Below are 18,632 nucleotides of genomic sequence, written 5' to 3'. Positions count from 1 at the left end.
CCTGGATTAGCTAATGCGCTACCGCCGGGCAGCGTCGCCGCCCGGCCTCGGACTTATTTCACCGTCCAGCCTTTGTAATTACCGACGTTGTCTTTGTCGATCATCGTCACCGGGATTAGCACCGGCTCTTTCGGCGCGGGCTTGCCCTGCAAAATGTCATAGCCGATCTCGACGGCTTTCGCCGCCATCACCTGTGGGTCTTGCGCGGGGGTTGCGACAAACAACGAGTTCTCACGCTTCAGCGCCTCTTCGGCGTCCGGGCTACCATCCACGCCAACAATAAAGAACTCGTTACGTTGTGCCTGTTTTGCTGCCAGATCGGCACCGATCGCGGTGGGATCGTTAATCGCAAACACACCGTCGATCTTCGGATTTGCCGCCAGCAGCCCGGTCATCACCTCCAGCCCGCCTTCACGACTGCCTTTGGCGTTCTGGTTGTCAGAGAGCACCTTGATGTCAGGATGGCGTTTAAATTCGGTCTGGCAGCCTTCGACGCGGTTCTGTACGGCGGACACCGGCGGCCCGTTGATGATCACCACGTTGCCTTTGCCTTTCAGGCGATCGGTGATGTATTTACAGGCCATTTCGCCCGCCTGGGTGTTATCGGAAGTAATGGTGGCATCGGCACCTTCTGCCGCTACGTCAACCGCCACTACCACGATCCCGGCGTCTTTCGCCCGTTTCACCGCCGGGCCGATCCCTTTTGAATCGGCAGCATTCAAAATGATCATATCGACGTTGGCGGCGATAAAGTTGTCTATTTGCGACACCTGCTGGCCCAGATCGTAGCCGCTGGACACCAGCGTCACTTTGACGTTATCGCCTGCCAGTTTGCGCGCTTCCAGCTCCGCGCCTTTGGTTATCTGCACGAAGAACGGGTTCGCCAGATCGCCCACCGTCACGCCTATCGATTTCAGTTCTTTCGCCTGGGCGAACGGTGCTGCGACCAGCAGCGCGCCTGCACAGAGCGCGGTCACTAAGGGCTTCAATCTCATGCTGTATTCCTCATGTGTAGGGTATTGTTGTTATGCGCTTTGATGATGTCGGGTACGGTATTTGTCGATCAGCACCGCAATGATGATCACCGCCCCTTTGATCACCAGTTGCCAGAAGTAAGAGACGCCCATTAAGGTCATGCCGTTGTTTAGCGTGGCGATAATCAGCGCCCCCACCAGCGTGCCGGTGATGGTGCCGATGCCGCCGACAAAACTAGTGCCGCCGAGGATCACCGCTGCAATGGCGTCCAGTTCGTAACCCATGCCTAAGTTGCCGTTGGCGCTGTACAGTCGCGAGGCACTCATAATCCCGCCCAACCCTGAAAGCAGGCCGCTCATGCCATAAACAAACAGCAGCACCAGCCAGACTTTTATGCCGGTAAGACGTGCCGCCTGCATATTGCCGCCGACGGCGTAGATATGAACGCCAAGCGTGGTACGGCGCAGAATAAACCAGCACAGCACGATTACCGCCAGCGCAATGACCACCAGCCAGGGGATCGGCCCAAGATAGTTGTTGCCTATCCACTCGAAATTAATGTTGGAGTTGATAACCGTAGTGCCATCCGCCAGCAGATACGCTGCCCCGCGCAGCGCCGTATAGGTGCCAAGTGTGACGATAAACGGCGGTAATCCGGCAAAGGCCACCAGCGCGCCGTTGAACAACCCCAGCAGCAGGCCGAGCATCAGCGCAGCCGGGATCGACAGCATGGCGAACTCCGGGCTAAGGGAGACGACCATCGCCGCTACCGCCGTGGTGCCAAGAATTGAACCTACAGAAAGATCGATCCCGCCGGTCAAAATAATGAAGGTCATTCCCGCCGCCAGCACAATGTTGATTGACGCCTGGCGGGTAATATTCAGCAGGTTGCTTTCGGTAAAAAAGTTTGGCGCGATAAAGCCAAAAACTGCCACGATCAGGATTAGAATCGGCAAAATGCCGACCGTTTGCATCAGATCGCTCATTAACATTTTTTTGGCAGAGGTCTTTGCAGATGTTGTCATGAGCGCACCGCCTGGGAATGAGCGTCGTTGACGCCGGTCGCTAAGGTCATAATGTTTTCCTGGGTGATGTTGTTGCCGTTTAACTCACCGGCAATGCTGCCTTCGCGCATTACATAAACGCGATCGCTCATCCCGACTATCTCCGGCAGTTCGCTGGAGATCATCAGGATCGCCACGCCCTTGCGCGCCATCTCGTTCATGATCCGGTAGATCTCACTTTTTGCGCCGACATCCACGCCGCGCGTGGGTTCATCGAGCAGTAAAATGCGCGGGCCAATCGCCACCCAGCGGGAGATCAACAGTTTTTGCTGATTACCGCCGGAAAGCCCGCCCGCTCGCACCTGGGAATGTGGCACACGAATGTTGAGCAACTTAATGGCGTCATCGGAGATGGTTTGCGCTTTTTTGCGGTTGAGCATCCCCCAGCTGGCATCGCGCTCCAGGGTTGCCATGGTGATGTTTTCGGCTGCCGCCATTTCAAGGAACAGCCCCTGTTCTTTACGGTTTTCGGTCAGAAATCCAATGCCAAGATCGATGGCTTCGCGCGGGGAGTGGATCACCACCGGTTCGCCATCCACTTCAATCATTCCGCCCGTTGCTTTACGCACGCCGAAAATTAACTGCGCGAGTTCGGAACGTCCGGCACCCACCAGCCCTGCGAGGCCGACAATTTCGCCTGAACGCACCAGCAGACTGCTCGGCTGCACTTTGCCGCCGTCGGTCAGGTGGTGAACGTTCAGGCGGGCTTTGCCGGGCAGGATATCGCGTTCTTTATTGAACAGATCGCTCAGCGGCCTGCCAACCATCATCCGCACCAGTTCAGCAGCGTTGAGGTTGTCGCGGGTCAGGCTGCCAACGTATTGCCCGTCGCGCAGCACGCTGACGCGATCGGAAAGCTCATACACTTCTGCCATGCGGTGGCTGATGTAGATAATCGCCATCCCTTCATCGCGCAGCCGCATAATCAGTTCAAACAAGCGGTGAGTTTCGCGGGAGGAGAGGGCGGCGGTGGGTTCGTCCATCACCAGAATGCGGCTGTTGCGATGCAGCGCGCGGGCAATTTCGACCTGCTGTTGTTCGGCAATGGTCAGCGTCATGACTTTATCACTGGCCTTGAACTGCGCGCCAAGGCGGTCGATCACTTTTTGCGCCTGTACCAGCATCTCTTTACGCTGCACCAGCCCGCCGTGGGAAAGCTCGCTGCCGAGGAAAATGTTCTCTGCCACCGTCAAATTGGGTGCCAGCTGCATCTCCTGATAAATCAGCGTAATACCGGCGCTTAAGGCATCTTTTGGCGTGCGAATGTGAAAGGGGGTGCCATCAATCAGGATCTCGCCGCTGGTGGCGGTATAAGCCCCTGCCAGCACCTTCATCAGCGTGCTTTTTCCTGCGCCGTTTTCCCCCATCAGGGCATGGATCTCGCCAGGGTAAACCGTCAAATCCACCCCTTTGAGCGCATAAAATTTGCCGAAGGCTTTGGCAATATTGCGCATCTCCAGAACTGGCGTGCTGTTCATGGTGGACTCCTGCGAGGTTGTCGATATCAGCACTCCATCACAGGAAAGTAAATGCAAAATGTCAGAAGCCGTTCATATTTGTCATATTGCGAATTTTCTTCACGGAGCGTGATATGGCGCACCCCGGACGTCACTTTTTTGCCAGCGCGCGCGGGCGATTGCTGCTTTTAAATTTGCTGGTGGTAGCAGTGACGCTGATGGTCAGCGGCGTGGCGGTAATGGGCTTTCGTCATGCCAGCCAGATGCAGGAGCAGGTGCAGCAGCAAACGGTAGATGATATGACCGGCAGCCTGAATCTGGCGCGCGACACGGCAAACGTGGCGACGGCGGCGGTGCGATTGTCACAGGTGGTGGGGGCGCTGGAATATAAAGGCGAAGCCGAGCGATTGCTGGAGACACAGCGGGCGTTAAAAAACTCACTTGAGCAACTGGCGACAGCGCCTTTAGCACAGCAGGACGCCGGGCTGGTGGCGCGAATCATCCAGCGCAGCAATGAACTGCAAACCAGCGTCGGCGGAATGCTGGAGCGGGGGCAAAGGCGGCATCTGGAACGCAACGCGTTGTTAAGTTCGCTATATCAAAACTTAAGTTATCTGCGGCATCTGCAAAAAGTCACTCACGCGCAAGATGATATTTTGCTTAACGAGATGAACCGGCTGATTGTTGCCGCCATTGCCACTCCAGCACCGCAGGCGATTATTCATCAACTGGTTGAAGTGATGTCTGCGCTGCCGACTCATAGTGATACGCCGTTAGTAAATACGCTACTTACTGATTTCAATGATGAACTACGTAAACTCGCGCCGCTTTCTGCCGCTCTGGAGCAAAGCGATCTGGCGATTAGCTGGTATATGTTTCACATCAAAGCTCTGGTGGCGATCCTTAACAGCGATATTAACCATTATGCCGAACAGGTGGCGATGCTTTCAGGTCAGCGGGTAGCGCAAAGTTACCAGGATCTGCGCTCCGGCGAGAGAGTGATCATGATCTTTGCCCTGTTAGCGGTGGTGATCACCGCGTTTGCAGGTTGGTACATCTATCGCAATCTTGGCTCAAACCTGACGGCGATTTCTCGCGCCATGAGTCGTCTGGCGCACGGTGAAGCAGACGTCAGCTTTCCGGCGTTACAGCGGCGCGATGAGTTGGGGGAACTGGCACGCGCCTTTAACGTCTTCGCCCGTAATACCGCATCGCTTGAACGGACGTCACGGCTGCTGAAAGAGAAAACCACGCAGATGGAGATTGCCCAAACCGAGCGGCAGGGGCTGGAAGAGGCGCTATTGCACAGCCAGAAGCTGAAAGCGGTCGGGCAACTGACGGGGGGACTGGCGCATGATTTTAATAATCTGTTGGCGGTGATTATTGGCAGCCTGGAGCTGGTGAACACGGACTCGCCCGACGCGCCGCGAATACAGCGGGCGCAGCAAGCCGCCGAACGTGGCGCGCTACTGACCCAACGGCTGTTGGCATTTTCCCGCAAGCAGTCCTTACATCCACAAGCCATTGAACTGAAAACACTGCTGGAAGAGTTAAGCGAATTGATGCGCCACTCCTTACCGGCAACGCTGACGCTGGAGATTGAAGCGCAGTCTCCGGCGTGGCCTGCGTGGATTGACGTCAGCCAACTGGAAAATGCCATCATCAACCTGGTGATGAACGCTCGTGATGCGATGGAAGGGCTGACGGGAACCCTCAAAATCCGCACCTGGAACCAGCGTGTCACCCGTAGCGGTGGGCAGCGTCAGGACATGGTGGCTCTGGAGGTTATCGATCATGGCTGTGGAATGTCGCAGGAGGTGAAAGACCAGGTGTTCGAACCGTTCTTTACCACCAAACAGACGGGGAGCGGCAGCGGGCTGGGCTTGTCGATGGTCTATGGTTTCGTGCGTCAGTCCGGCGGGAGGGTGGAAATCGAAAGTGCGCCGGGGCAGGGAACGACAGTCAGACTACAGCTTCCCCGTGCGTTGTTGGCGGCGAAAAATGTATCGTCAGCGGTGGTAGAACAGACAGCCGTCAGCGGCGATAAGCTGGTGTTGGTGCTGGAAGATGAAGCTGCGGTACGCCAGACAATCTGCGAACAGTTGCACCTACTGGGCTATTTGACGCTGGAAGCGAGCAGTGGCGAACAGGCGCTGGATCTGCTGGCGGCATCAGCGGAAATCGATATCTTTATCAGCGACTTAATGCTCCCAGGCGGTATGAGCGGCGCAGAAGTGGTCAATGCAGCACGCAAACGCTACCCACACCTGACGCTGTTGCTTATCAGCGGTCAGGATTTACGCCCCAGCTATAACCCCGCGTTGCCAGAAGTGGCGCTGCTGCGCAAACCTTTTACCCGCGTGCAACTGGCGCAGGCATTGGGGCAAGAGAATTGAGAATCCTCCGCTACTCGCGACAGATACGTTTGCCTACCTTGTATTAACTTTGTTGCGAGGCCGAGTTTATGAAACGCCACTCCACGCTCTTTCTTTTCACCCTGCTCACGCTGACCACCGTTCCGGCTCAGGCCGATATTATCGACGACACGATTGGTAATATTCAGCAGGCGATTAACGACGCTTATAACCCTGATCGTGGGCGTGACTATGAAGATTCGCGCGACGACGGCTGGCAGCGTCAAGTGAGCGACGATCGTCGCAGACAATATGACGACCGCCGCCGCCAGTTTGAAGATCGCCGCAGGCAGCTTGACGACCGCCAGCGCCAGCTTGATCAGGAGCGTCGGCAGCTGGAAGATGAAGAGCGGAGAATGGAAGATGAGTATGGGCGGTGATGTTGGGTATGGAGCAGGCATCACCCCTCCCCCTAATTCTCCCCATCAGCTATTAAAGCCCGGCTATTGTGTTGACTGCTGCTTAACGACATTAATCATCCACGGCACACCATATTTATCGGTAACTTTGCCGAAGCCATGCGCCCAGAAGGTTTCCTGCCAGTCCATTTCGATTTTTCCGTTGGCGGCAAGGTTGTCAAACCAACGTTTCCCTTCCTCGACCTGTTGCGAATCGAGCACCAGCGTAAAGCCGGAGTAGTTGGCTTTTCCTGACGGTATGGCATCGCTCATCATGATGTCGCTTCCGGCAATGCGCACGTTAGCATGGGCGATGGCAGTATCGGGAAATTGCATCCCTGAAGGACAGCCTTCGGTGCTTTCTTGCGTGGGTTTCGGCATTTCCCCAAAGCTGATTTTATAGAGCAGTTCCGCGCCTAACGCGCGTTGGTAATAGGCTATCGCGTCGGCACAGTTACCGGAAAAAGAGATATAGGGACTTAACGGCATGATGGTGACCTCAGTTAAGAGAAGTCAGTTAAGTGTAGTTTGAATTTTGTACAGATGAAGAGTAGGCCTGATAAGACGCGCAAGCGTCGCATCAGGCATTTGGCACCGTTGCCGGATGTATCGCACCCGGCATTCGAAATCAGTTCTTTTTCACAAACTCAGATTTCAGTTTCATCGGACCAAAACCGTCGATTTTGCAATCGATGTTATGGTCGCCTTCAACCAGGCGGATGTTTTTCACTTTGGTGCCAATTTTCAGCATCGAAGAGCTACCTTTCACCTTCAGATCTTTAATGATGGTAACGCTGTCGCCGTCAGCCAGCAGGTTGCCGTTAGCATCTTTAACGATCAGCTCGTCGCTTTCCTGTGCAGGTTCGGCGTCGTTCCATTCGTAGGCGCATTCCGGGCAGATGTACATGCCGTTATCTTCGTAGGTGTATTCGGAGTTGCATTTCGGGCAGTGTGGTAATGACATGTGGATTTCCTCAAAAGTCAGCAGGGCAAAAGCGCCAAAAAACGGCAGATTGCCGAAAAAGGCCGCAATTATACACAAAATCCCTGAGTTTGTCGGGGGTACTGCTGATTTTAGTCGACGATCGTTTTCATTTGAAAGACAACGCAAAAAGAAAATAATCTTTTTGCCTCTGTTTATTATTTAAGTTAAGGTTAACTCTCTTCTTGTTCTTTTTTTAATTAAATTGTTATTTTATCTTTCTGACTTTTAACTTGTCGGAAGAGATTTATTCATCCTAATAAAAACAATATATTAAATATAAAAATTATTTCCTGCAGTAATTATAAAAGCCGACAACAGAACTAAAAAACGATCTGGCTAAATAAAAAATAATGAAATTTGCCTTAAGGAAGAATTTTCCATGTACACACAGACAATATATGAATTAAGTCAGGAGGCTGAGCGTCTGTTACAGCTTTCCCGACAACAGTTGCAGTTACTGGAAAAAATGCCGCTCTCTGTGCCCGGAGAAGATGCACCACCACTGACTTTACCCTGGAGTCAGCCTAATATCGCCGAGCGTCATGCGATGCTGAATAATGAGCTGCGTAAAATTTCCCGTCTGGAAATGGTGCTGGCGATTATTGGCACCATGAAAGCAGGGAAATCAACCACCATTAACGCTATTGTTGGCACTGAAGTTCTGCCTAATCGCAATCGCCCTATGACTGCGCTGCCGACGCTTATTCGCCATACGCCGGGGCAAAAAGAACCGGTGCTGCATTTTTCACATGTCGCACCAATCGACTGTTTAATCCAACAATTACAACAACGCCTGCGCGATTGCGATATTGAGCATCTGACCGAACTGCTGGAAATAGATAAAGATATGCGTGCGCTTATGCAGCGGATCGAAAATGGCGTTGCTTTTGAAAAATATTATCTTGGTGCCCAGCCAATTTTTCATTGTCTGAAAAGTTTGAATGATTTGGTGCGTCTGGCGAAGGCGCTGGACGTCGATTTTCCTTTTTCTGCTTACGCCGCCATTGAGCATATTCCAGTAATTGAAGTGGAGTTTGTCCATCTGGCGGGGCTGGAGAGTTATCCCGGTCAATTGACGTTGCTGGATACCCCCGGACCGAATGAAGCCGGACAACCGCATCTGCAAAAAATGCTTAACGAGCAACTGGCGCGCGCCTCCGCAGTGCTGGCGGTGCTGGACTATACGCAACTGAAGTCAATCTCCGATGAAGAGGTGCGTGAGGCGGTTTTAGCGGTGGGGAAATCAGTACCGCTGTATGTGCTCGTCAATAAGTTCGATCAGCAGGATCGTAACAGTGACGATGCCGAACAGGTGCGGGCGCTGATTTCCGGAACGCTGATGAAAGGCTGTGTTACGCCAGGGCAGATATTTCCGGTATCGTCGATGTGGGGCTATCTGGCGAATCGGGCACGTCATGAGTTAGCTAACAATGGGAAGTTGCCTGCGCCGGAGCAACAACGCTGGGTGGAGGATTTTGCCCATGCCGCGCTTGGCAGGCGCTGGCGCAATGCCGATCTGGCAGATATCGACCGTATTCGTCATGCCGCCGATCAACTGTGGGAAGATTCGCTGTTCGCGCAACCGGTTCAGGCATTACTCCATGCTGCCTACGCCAACGCGTCGTTATATGCTCTGCGATCTGCCTCGCATAAGTTGTTGAATTATGCCCAACAAGCGCGGGAATACCTTGATTTTCGCGCACACGGGCTGAACGTCGTCTGCGAGCAATTGCGGCAAAATATCCGCCAGGTTGAAGAAAATATGCAGCTATTGCAGCTCAATCAGGTGCAGGTGAGTGGCGAGATTAAACATGAAATCGAGGTGGCTCTGGTATCAGCCAACGACTTTCTGCGTCAGCAGCAAGATGAGGTGAATACCCAGTTAGCTGTACTTTTTCAACATGATTCATGGTCGTTAAGCGAGATTCGTACCCGCTGCGAGACGCTGTTACAGGCGGCGCAGACCAAAATCAGCCGTGATTTTACGCTGCGTTTTGCTGAACTGGAATCAACCCTTTGCCGGGTGTTAACCGATGTTATTCACCCCATCGAGCAGCGGGTAAAAACAGAATTGAATGAGTCCGGGTTTCGCCCCGGCTTTCATTTTCCTGCTTTTCATGGCGCAGTCCCACACTTCAATACTCGCCAGTTGTTCAGCGATGCAATATCCCACCAGGAAGCAACGGATGAGCAGAGCAGCCGTTTTGGCATTGTGCGTGAGACGTTCTCGCGCTGGCTGAATCAGCCTGACTGGGGACGGGGTGGTGAGAAATCCCCGCCAGAGGCCGTTGATTACAGTGCGCTCCAACGAACGTTAACCGAAGAAGTAGACCTTTATTGCCAACAAATGGCTAAAGCTTTGGCGGTTCAGGTCGATGATTCTGTCACGGCAAGCATGAACACTTTTTTCGCTGATTTCGCGTTATGTTTGACGGAATTACAGGCGCGTTTACGCGATAGTCTGGCGCTGCGTCAACAAAATGAATCCGTGGTCAGGATGATGCAGCAGCAATTGCAGCAGACCGTGGTGATTCATGGCTGGATTTATACGGACTCTCAGTTGTTACGCGATGATATTCAAACTCTTTTCATGGCAGAACAGTATTGACAAAGACGTTACTGGACGGCTCCGGTCGCGTACTGGAGTCGGTTTATCCCCGCTTTTTGGTGGATCTGGCGCAGGGCGATGATGCCCGCTATCCACAAGCCCATCAGCAGCAGTTTCGTGAACGACTGATGCAGGAGCTCCTTGCGCGCGCACAGCTTCAGGCGTGGGCGAATGCCGGAATGTTAAATGCGCCACTTAGCCTGCGCCTGACATTGGTGGAAAAACTGGCGGCGATGCTGGATCCCGGCCATCTGGCGCTGACGCAGATCACGCAACATCTGGCGCTATTGCAAAAAATGGATCACCGCTCGCACTCCGCTTTCCCGGAACTTCCCCAGCAAATTGCCGCGTTGTATGAGTGGTTTTCTGCCCGCTGTCGCTGGAAGGAAAAAGCGTTAATGCAACGAGGGTTACTGGTTCAGGCAGGTGAGCAGAGTGAGCAAATTTTTACCCGCTGGTGTACTGGTGCGTACAACGCCTGGTCGCTGCCGGGACGTTGTTTTATTGCTCTGGAAGAGCTGCGCTGGGGGGCGTTTGGTGATGCCTGCCGTCTGGGAAACCCACAAACAGCGGCGTTGTTGCTTGACGATTTACGCGTGAAAGCGACGCAATATCTGGCTGAAAGTATCAATGCGGCACCGACTACTCGCCATTATTACCATCAGTGGTTTTCCTCTCCTACTACCCCGACTGGCGGGGATCATGCTGACTTTTTAAGTTGGCTTGGCAAGTGGTCCGATGCCGATAAGCAGCCCGTTTGCTGGTCAGTAACCCAACGCTGGCAAACCGTCGCGCTGGGGATGCCACGGCTCTGTTCAGCACAGCGTCTGGCGGGCGCGATGGTTGAGGAAATCTTCTCTGTAAATTGACTGTAAATGATCAGTTACATCAATGAGTGCTCAACGAAATCCATGTGTGAAGTTGATCACAAATTTAAACACTGGTAGGGTAAAAAGGTCATTAACTGCCCAATTCAGGCGTCAACAGGTTTGATTGTACAATCCTTAATCGGATCGTGTAAGCAAACCAGCTACGCTTGTTACAGAGATTGCACCCTGCAATTCCCGCTCCCCTTTTGCGGGCGCCGCGTCGATTTGCCTGACGCGTGCGGAAATGGGCTTACTCTGCGAGGAAAGCTATGCTGAAAAGGAAAAAAGTAAAACCGATAACCCTTCGTGATGTCACCATTATTGATGACGGTAAACTGCGAAAAGCCATTACTGCAGCATCGCTGGGTAATGCAATGGAATGGTTCGATTTTGGTGTTTATGGCTTTGTTGCTTACGCATTAGGTAAAGTATTTTTCCCGGGGGCTGACCCCAGCGTGCAGATGGTTGCTGCACTAGCCACCTTCTCCGTTCCCTTTCTGATTCGACCGCTTGGCGGACTCTTCTTCGGTATGTTGGGCGATAAATATGGTCGCCAGAAGATCCTCGCTATCACTATTGTGATTATGTCGATCAGTACGTTCTGTATCGGTTTAATACCGTCCTATGCCTCTATTGGTATTTGGGCACCGATTCTGCTGTTGATTTGTAAGATGGCACAAGGTTTCTCGGTCGGTGGCGAATACACCGGAGCGTCGATATTTGTTGCGGAATACTCACCTGACCGTAAACGTGGCTTTATGGGCAGTTGGCTGGATTTCGGTTCTATTGCCGGGTTTGTGCTGGGTGCGGGCGTGGTGGTGTTAATTTCGACCATCGTCGGTGAAGAGAATTTCCTTGACTGGGGCTGGCGTATTCCGTTCTTTATCGCGCTGCCGCTGGGAATTATTGGGCTTTATCTTCGTCATGCTTTAGAAGAGACGCCAGCGTTCCAGCAACATGTTGAGAAACTGGAACAGGGTGACCGCGAAGGTTTGCAGGATGGCCCGAAAGTCTCGTTTAAAGAGATTGCCACCAAACACTGGCGCAGTCTGTTGACATGTATTGGTCTGGTGATTGCCACCAACGTGACTTACTACATGTTGCTGACTTATATGCCGAGTTATTTGTCGCATAACCTGCATTACTCCGAAGACCACGGGGTGCTGATTATTATCGCGATTATGATCGGTATGCTGTTTGTTCAGCCGGTGATGGGCTTGCTGAGTGACCGTTTTGGTCGTCGTCCGTTTGTGATCCTCGGCAGTGTTGCGTTGTTTGCGCTGGCGATCCCGGCGTTTATCCTGATTAACAGTAATATTATCGGCCTGATTTTCGCCGGGTTGCTGATGCTGGCGGTGATCCTTAACTGCTTTACGGGTGTTATGGCCTCTACCTTGCCAGCGATGTTCCCGACGCATATTCGTTACAGTGCGCTGGCGGCGGCATTTAATATTTCGGTGCTGGTTGCCGGTCTGACGCCAACGCTGGCAGCCTGGCTGGTGGAAAGCTCGCATAATCTGATGATGCCTGCCTATTACCTGATGGTAGTGGCGGTGATTGGTTTGATTACCGGCGTGACCATGAAAGAGACGGCGAATCGTCCACTGAAAGGTGCGACGCCAGCGGCGTCAGATTTGCAGGAAGCGAAGGAAATTCTCGTCGAGCATTACGATAATATCGAGCAGAAAATCGAGGATATTGACCACGAGATTGCCGATTTGCAGGCGAAACGTACCCGTCTGGTGCAGCAACATCCGCGAATTGATGAGTAAGCTGAAACGGATTGCCTGATGCGACATTCTCTTATCAGGCCAACAATCGAACTCTTAAGGTTCACTTAATCTCTGACGCGCATACTCTCCTCCAGGACAACGGAGGAGAGTGCAATGAAAAACCGTGTTTATGAAAGTTTAACGACTGTGTTTAGCGTGCTGGTAGTCAGCAGCTTTCTCTATATCTGGTTTGCCACGTACTGATCTTTCTTCAGCCGTACCCAGGCGCGCGTGCCGGAAGCCTCTTCCCGGTTCTGCAGGAAAAACTGCCCGTGATGCAACTGTGTGATGCGGCTGACAATGCTTAATCCCAGACCAATCCCGCCATAACGGCTGTCCATTCGTACAAACGCTTTGCTCAACTCTCCGCATTTACTCTCATCAATGCCAGGCCCTTCATCTTCAACCGCCATTACCGCACCGCCATCTTCTTGCAGCTGAATCATAATGTTGCTGCCTGCTGGACTATAGCGATGGGCGTTTTCTACCAGGTTACGCAATAACATCCGCAGCAGGGTCGCGTCGCCCTGAACGGTGATGTCGGCGGCGCTCTCTGGTAACAGCAGGGTTTGTTGACGCTGGTCGAGCATGGTGCTGAGTTCGTCATAGGAGGGCAGGATCACATCTTCCAGCAGTTTTACATGTTGATAATTACCGGAAGAAAATGACTGTCCGGCGCGTGCCAGTTGCAACAACTGGGAGACGCTCTCCATCATCTGATCAAGCCGTGCGACTAACGGCGCTACATCAATGTGATGCGTTTTCGCCAGCAGTTCCAGATGCAAACGCACCCCCGCCAGCGGCGTTCGCAGTTCGTGAGCGACGTCAGCGGTAAACAACCTTTCGTTATCCAGCGTGCTGGTCAGGCGACTGACCAGATCGTTCAACGCCGAAACCACCGCTTCGATTTCGAGGGTGGCACTGTGAATGGCTATGGGCGTTAAGTTGTCAGCGGTGCGCGCTTCCAGCTCTTTTTGCAGTTCCGCCAACGGGCGTGTGATGCGGTGCACCGCCTGATAGCAGATAAATAGTGTCAGGCTGACCATAAATACGCCGGGAACAATCAGGCTGGCGACTGCTTCGCGGATCTCACGCATGATGTGGCGATCGTTGTTGCGATTGTCACGTAGCGCCTGCTCAAAGAGCTGAATTTGCTCGGTACTTTCATGCCATAGCCAGAAGACGCTAATCAGCTCAAAAACCAGCAGAATGGCGCCGATGGTCAATATCAGCCGTTGACGCAGCGACATTGGGCGGCGCAGAAAACGCATCAGATTCAATTAGTTTTCCTCATTCGCGACCAGCATATAGCCAAAGCCGCGCACGGTGCGGATACGTGTTTTGCCCACTTTGTCGCGCAGGTTGTGGATATGCACTTCCAGGGTGTTGGTCGAGGGTTCGTTGTCCCAGTTGTAGATATCGTTGTAGAGAATTTCCCGATGCACGGGGCTGCCTGCTTTGAGCATCAGCCGCGAGAGCAGAGCATATTCTTTGGGCGTCAGAATCAACTCTTCGCCGCCCATCCATACCTGACGGCGACCCATATTCAGCGTCAGATTGCCAACAATCAGCTCACTTTCGCCCTGATTATTATGGCGTCGCAGCAGGGCGCGGATGCGGGCGTGTAACTCTTCCAGCGCAAAAGGTTTTACCAGATAGTCATCGGCACCGACATCCAGCCCCGCTATTTTGTCGGTCAGGGTGTCGCGAGCGGTGAGGATCAGTACCGGCAGGGTATATTTTTTCTGCCGGATACGGGCGAGAAAATGCAGTCCATCTTCGTCGGGTAACCCTAAATCCAGCACCACCAGGCTGTAATGACCGGCCTCAAGGCTTTGCTCCGCCATCCGCGCGGTCGTAACGCCATCACACGCGTAGCCTTCGGTTTGCGCCGCCAGAATCAGCCCCTGCAATAACAGTGTATCGTCTTCAACAATCAGAATTTTCATTCAGTCACTCTCCTGCAAGTTTGCAGAATATCATCCGCAGCCTGGTAATACTTCGTTTCGACGCCGGTTAATCCCAACAGGGTTGAGAATAAATTGTCCTGTGAATAGTGCTGCGTTTGTGCCTGTTTTTGCAGGCAGCTCTGGTCAATCTGATACCGCTTTTGATAATCCTCCGATAACCACAGCAGCATCGGTACTTGTTTTTGGCTGTCAGGTGCGATGGCATAAGGCAGGCCGTGCAGGTAGATGCCATTTTCACCTAACGATTCACCATGGTCAGAAAGATAAACCAGGCTGGTGGTAAATTTATCCTGATGTTCTTTCAGCAGATTAATTGCTTTATCAACAATATAGTCGACGTAGAGCAACGTATTATCGTAAGTGTTCACCAGTTGTTCTTTGGAACAGGTCTGGATCTCGTTGGTGTCGCAGGTGGGGGTAAATTTCCTGAACTGCGGCGGATAGCGGTTGTAATAGGTCGGTCCGTGGCTACCGATGGTGTGTAAGACAATCACGCCATCACCTTGCAGGTTATTGATGTACTCTTCCAGCCCGTGGAACAGCACCTCGTCATAGCATTCGCCGTTGATACACTGGCCGGGCAGGTTCAGCGCGGTGACATTCTGGTGTGGTACGCGGTCGCAGACACCTTTGCAGCCACCGTCGTTGTCATTCCATAACACATTAATGCCCGCTCGCTGAATGATATCCAGCACGCCTTCCTGGTGCTGTGCCAGCTCTTCTTTGTAATGCTCACGCGGCATATCCGAGAACATGCATGGCACAGAAACAGCCGTTGCCGTGCCGCAAGACGCGGTATTGGGGAAATAGACCACGTTATCTTTCGCCAGACGCGGATTGGTTTCACGTGGGTAGCCGTTGAGTGAGAAATTCTCTGCCCGCGAGGTTTCGCCGACGATCAAGATGGTCAGATTTTTACGCTTCTCTTTTTGCATTAATGGGTTGCGGTGTGCATCCTCGCCAATGCGAACCAGCGGCAGATTTGCCAGTCGCTGGTGGGAATACCATGACCAACTGGCAACAATGCTGTTGGAGGGGCTTAAGGATTTCACCAGCTCTTTGTTGTTGCGAAACAGCGAGGCGTAGTCTTTATAAAACAACGCGGCGACCAGCAGAATCAGCAGTACAGAAATCAGAATATTGGCCCCACGGAAAAGAACGCTACGCAGGCGTGAGGTTGCGGGTTTGATTTTTACCCAGCAGGCAATCAGCGCAGCAAGAACCCCGCTTAATCCCAGAGTTAATAACATCTGCGGTGTCATTAACGCGTAGCTTTCCGCAGGTGTGGTATCCATGATATTGGCAACCATCGAACGGTCGATGACGATGCCATAAGTCATTATGAAATATTGTGCAGACGCGCCGACAAGAATAAACAGGCAGGCCAGTGGACGATTAAGCCATAAGAAAGAGCCTAGCGTCAGGACAATATTAATCACGCTGAACGCGACGACCGGCATCGATAAGAAAACCAGTACGTTATGCATTGAATCCAGCGGTAACGCCTGTAACACCTGTTTAAAAAAGGCAATGTTCAGGCAGATAGCAATATAAAAAGAGGCCAGCAATAGCCAGGCGAGTAAATTCAAAGAGGGTCTTTTTAGAAGGCGCTTCAACATCACGGTGTTTCCATCGAACAAAGTGCGCATATGCTCGCAAAGCAAAGTTAAGCCAACCTTAAGTTCTTAAGGTTGGCTTTTATGTTTGCTGGATTAAGGGGGCTTAATCTTTGCTTATTGGTGCATCTAAAGGATAGGGGTTTTTATGCAGTCGGTTGTAGTTCAGCGTGTACATTGCGGTGATCACCATCAGCGTGACGAATGACCACATAACCTCTTGTGCGCCAGAACCGACCACCGCCCAGATGCAGTAAAGGAAGGCGATAGTGGTGATGGCCAGATACGCCGGACGCGCTTTACCAAAGTGACCGTGGCCTAAAAGCAGTAAAGCTGCACAGGTATAAAGATAAGGCACCAGGGTAAAGATTACCGATACGGAAGAGACCAGACCGAACTCTTTGGTTGCGTTTGGCGAAATGCTGCTGAACTGGAAGATAGTCATCAGGATACCGACGATAATCAACCCAGCTACCGGTGTGCCAGCTTTGTTGACGCGGGCAAAAATCGGTGGGAACAGACCGTCATCAGCAGCGGCTTTCGCCGTTTGCCCGGCCAGTAATGTCCAGCCGCCCAGCGAACCTAAGCAACCAGCCGCCGCACAGAAGGAGACAATGGCCCCTGCGGTATCACCCAGCGCCATCCGTGCAGCATCACCGAAAGGTGAGGCGGAAACGCGCAGTGCGGCGTTGGGGATCATCCCCATAATCGCGGTGGTCGAGAGCACATAGCAAACGGCGGCAATCAATACCCCGCCAATGGTGGCGATAGGGACGTTGCGTTTCGGGTTTTTAACCACACCCGCTGCAACAGACGCACTTTCCACCCCGATAAATGACCACAGCGTAACGTTTAAGGTGCTTTGAATCGCGCCGAAGGTGCCCAGGCCGCTGACGTTCCATGCCGCCATATAGGTTTCTCCGTGGAACCAGAACCAGCCGAATACGGCAATCCCGACGATTGGGATCAGCGCCAACACGGTAGCGACGGCCTGCACGCGGGTGATCATTTTCGGACCGACGATATTAAGCAGAACGAAGATCCACAGCACCACTACACAGGTGATGGTTAATACCCACGGATCTTTGAGGAGCGGGAAGAAATAGCTCAAATATCCTACGCCAATGACCACCATGGCGATATTGCCAATCCAGCAGGCCAGCCAGTAGAGAACGTTGGTTTGATATCCGAGAAAAGGACCGAAACAGCGGCGCGCGTAGGCATATGAACCGCCAGGGCTGGGATCGAGGAACGACATTTTGGCGTAGACCATCGATAAAGCCAAAGCACCGATAATCGTCACCAACCAACCATATATGGCAATACCGCCAGTTGAGGCCAGGTTTGCAGGTAACAGAAATACACCTGACCCCATAATATTCCCCGACACCATCAGAGTAACGGGGATTAAGCCCACTTTGTGAGCATCAGCATCCGAAGACATAATTAAACTCCTGCGAAGGCGAGCTTCGTGACAATAAATTACGTCATATCATACGCCTGCATTCGCGCATTGAATTATCGTCAGTCGGGTTATCGCTGATGCCGTTATTAATATATCTCTTCGTAAAGGTTATAAATCAGGCGACAGAACGTTCTCTGTGTTGGCTAACATAATGGAGTGGCGTCATGCCATAGAAGTCTTTAAATACAGAAATAAAGTAAGACGTGCTGTTGTAGCCACAGGACTGTGACACCTGTGAGATATTTTTTCCATCCATCATTAATTCATTAACAGCATAACGCATCCGGCAGGTGGTTATTATTTGGCTATAACTGGTGTTTTCGCTTTTCAGCTTTTTCTTTAACAAACTTGGGCTAAGACATAAACAACTGGCTACCATACTAAGATTCCAGTCTTTATGGATATCGCTTTCAATGATTTGATAAACGCTGTCGCTAACACAATTACGTAACATATACATAAGTAGAGAAAGGAATTTTTTACTGTCGAGAAAGCGAGAGAGCACAGTGAATAATAATGCACGTGTTCGTTCTTTTTCCGACTCTGTTTCAGCAGGCGCTGTGCTATGTTGCGCCGCAACGCGAAACACCTCTGGTGTAAGGCATGGCAGGGAAATAATCGGTGTGGCGCTACGTTGCCAGACCGGTATTTTCGAGAGATCTTTATTCAGAAAACGGAGATAATCTTTGATGATGTCGAGGCTAATATACGCAATCAAAGTGTTATTCAGAGAGGAGACGTCGATAATATTATTTTCACAACTTAATAACGCCATATGGTTAGCCTTCAAACTTATAGGCTCTTTCCCATTCACTCTTAGCCAGACATCTTTTTCAGTTAATAAAACTATACAAGGTTGGTTGCTGCAAATCCTCATACATGTACTCCTGAAATGCAAAGAAAAATAGTGGATCTCGCCAACATAGAGAGATACCGGGGACTGGTTATATAATTGTATGACGAATCAAAACATGCATAAAAATAACGTGTTTTACTAATATTACAAATTTTTATAGTAATTTCTCATGTACAAAAATTT

General features: G+C 51.9%; 16 protein-coding genes. 6 read left to right on the top strand and 10 right to left on the bottom strand.

The genetic code is table 11. The annotated features are described in order from the left end of the window. Nucleotides 1-53 precede the first annotated feature (53 nt). Genes WC5_RS16640 through WC5_RS16650 form a run of 3 tightly spaced genes read right to left on the bottom strand, consistent with a single transcriptional unit; the run spans nucleotide 54 to nucleotide 3,517 of the window. Nucleotides 54-995 carry an ABC transporter substrate-binding protein gene (locus WC5_RS16640; protein ID WP_001237477.1) on the bottom strand — a complete coding sequence of 314 codons (942 nt, stop codon included), beginning with the start codon at nucleotides 993-995 and terminating at the stop codon, nucleotides 54-56. Nucleotides 996-1,025: 30 nt separating this feature from the next. Beyond that, nucleotides 1,026-2,000 (bottom strand): ABC transporter permease subunit, encoded by a 975-nt coding sequence (locus WC5_RS16645; protein ID WP_000213465.1) that lies wholly within the window; start codon nucleotides 1,998-2,000, stop codon nucleotides 1,026-1,028. After that, complete coding sequence (locus WC5_RS16650) at nucleotides 1,997-3,517, bottom strand: sugar ABC transporter ATP-binding protein (protein ID WP_001089402.1); 1,521 nt, start codon at nucleotides 3,515-3,517, stop codon at nucleotides 1,997-1,999. Before WC5_RS16650 ends, WC5_RS16645 begins: the two co-directional genes overlap by 4 nt. 113 nt (nucleotides 3,518-3,630) lie before the next feature. On the opposite strand from WC5_RS16650, the gene WC5_RS16655 reads away from it, so the two are divergent. Together WC5_RS16655 and yjdP are read left to right on the top strand one after the other, a co-directional pair. Continuing rightward, nucleotides 3,631-5,892, top strand: a complete 2,262-nt coding sequence (locus WC5_RS16655) for a hybrid sensor histidine kinase/response regulator (RefSeq protein WP_000940966.1) — start codon at nucleotides 3,631-3,633, stop codon at nucleotides 5,890-5,892. Nucleotides 5,893-5,960: 68 nt separating this feature from the next. Beyond that, a complete protein-coding gene (yjdP, locus tag WC5_RS16660; RefSeq protein ID WP_000820645.1) occupies nucleotides 5,961-6,290 on the top strand; it encodes a DDRRRQL repeat protein YjdP in 330 nt (109 codons plus the stop codon). A gap of 63 nt (nucleotides 6,291-6,353) precedes the next feature. Here yjdP and yjdN read toward each other — a convergent pair whose 3' ends face one another. Together yjdN and WC5_RS16670 are read right to left on the bottom strand one after the other, a co-directional pair. Next, on the bottom strand, nucleotides 6,354-6,797 hold the full coding sequence (gene yjdN, locus WC5_RS16665; RefSeq protein ID WP_001131296.1) for a VOC family metalloprotein YjdN: 444 nt from the start codon (nucleotides 6,795-6,797) through the stop codon (nucleotides 6,354-6,356). Between the two features lie 139 nt (nucleotides 6,798-6,936). Continuing rightward, a complete protein-coding gene (locus WC5_RS16670) occupies nucleotides 6,937-7,272 on the bottom strand; it encodes a zinc ribbon domain-containing protein YjdM (protein WP_001300891.1) in 336 nt (111 codons plus the stop codon). A gap of 400 nt (nucleotides 7,273-7,672) precedes the next feature. On the opposite strand from WC5_RS16670, the gene crfC reads away from it, so the two are divergent. The 4 genes from crfC (at nucleotide 7,673) to pmrR (ending at nucleotide 12,746) form a co-directional block, all read left to right on the top strand. Further along, nucleotides 7,673-9,901: a clamp-binding protein CrfC gene (crfC, locus tag WC5_RS16675; RefSeq protein WP_000288531.1), complete on the top strand. Its 2,229-nt coding sequence runs from the start codon at nucleotides 7,673-7,675 to the stop codon at nucleotides 9,899-9,901. Next, entirely contained in the window at nucleotides 9,898-10,770 is an 873-nt protein-coding gene (locus tag WC5_RS16680) for a diguanylate cyclase regulator RdcB family protein (RefSeq protein ID WP_000169205.1), read from the top strand. The genes crfC and WC5_RS16680 overlap by 4 nt, the downstream gene beginning before the upstream one ends. A 269-nt stretch (nucleotides 10,771-11,039) precedes the next feature. Continuing rightward, nucleotides 11,040-12,542 carry a glycine betaine/L-proline transporter ProP gene (proP, locus tag WC5_RS16685; protein WP_010349933.1) on the top strand — a complete coding sequence of 501 codons (1,503 nt, stop codon included), beginning with the start codon at nucleotides 11,040-11,042 and terminating at the stop codon, nucleotides 12,540-12,542. A 114-nt stretch (nucleotides 12,543-12,656) separates the two neighbouring features. Beyond that, nucleotides 12,657-12,746: an LpxT activity modulator PmrR gene (gene pmrR / locus WC5_RS23590; RefSeq protein ID WP_000797657.1), complete on the top strand. Its 90-nt coding sequence runs from the start codon at nucleotides 12,657-12,659 to the stop codon at nucleotides 12,744-12,746. Here the strand turns inward: pmrR and pmrB are convergent. The 5 genes from pmrB to adiY all read right to left on the bottom strand — a co-directional run bounded on the left by pmrB (nucleotide 12,722) and on the right by adiY (nucleotide 18,470). Beyond that, a complete protein-coding gene (gene pmrB / locus WC5_RS16690; RefSeq protein WP_001052143.1) occupies nucleotides 12,722-13,822 on the bottom strand; it encodes a two-component system sensor histidine kinase PmrB in 1,101 nt (366 codons plus the stop codon). The genes pmrR and pmrB overlap by 25 nt on opposite strands. Continuing rightward, nucleotides 13,823-14,491, bottom strand: coding sequence for a two-component system response regulator BasR (gene basR / locus WC5_RS16695; protein WP_000697918.1), 669 nt, complete (start codon nucleotides 14,489-14,491; stop codon nucleotides 13,823-13,825). It lies immediately after the preceding gene. After that, the gene (gene eptA / locus WC5_RS16700) at nucleotides 14,488-16,131 is read right to left on the bottom strand and encodes a phosphoethanolamine transferase EptA (RefSeq protein WP_010349934.1); all 1,644 of its coding nucleotides are present in this window, start codon (nucleotides 16,129-16,131) and stop codon (nucleotides 14,488-14,490) included. The genes basR and eptA overlap by 4 nt, the downstream gene beginning before the upstream one ends. Before the next feature lie 103 nt (nucleotides 16,132-16,234). Further along, the gene (gene adiC / locus WC5_RS16705; RefSeq protein WP_000093133.1) at nucleotides 16,235-17,572 is read right to left on the bottom strand and encodes an arginine/agmatine antiporter; all 1,338 of its coding nucleotides are present in this window, start codon (nucleotides 17,570-17,572) and stop codon (nucleotides 16,235-16,237) included. Nucleotides 17,573-17,708: 136 nt separating this feature from the next. Then, nucleotides 17,709-18,470 carry a DNA-binding transcriptional activator AdiY gene (gene adiY, locus WC5_RS16710; RefSeq protein ID WP_001217092.1) on the bottom strand — a complete coding sequence of 254 codons (762 nt, stop codon included), beginning with the start codon at nucleotides 18,468-18,470 and terminating at the stop codon, nucleotides 17,709-17,711. Nucleotides 18,471-18,632: the final 162 nt, after the last annotated feature.

Source organism: Escherichia sp. KTE114, assembly GCF_000407765.1.
In the GTDB taxonomy this organism is placed as follows: Bacteria; Pseudomonadota; Gammaproteobacteria; order Enterobacterales; family Enterobacteriaceae; genus Escherichia; species Escherichia ruysiae.
This window is presented reverse-complemented; position numbering and strand designations above follow the sequence as displayed.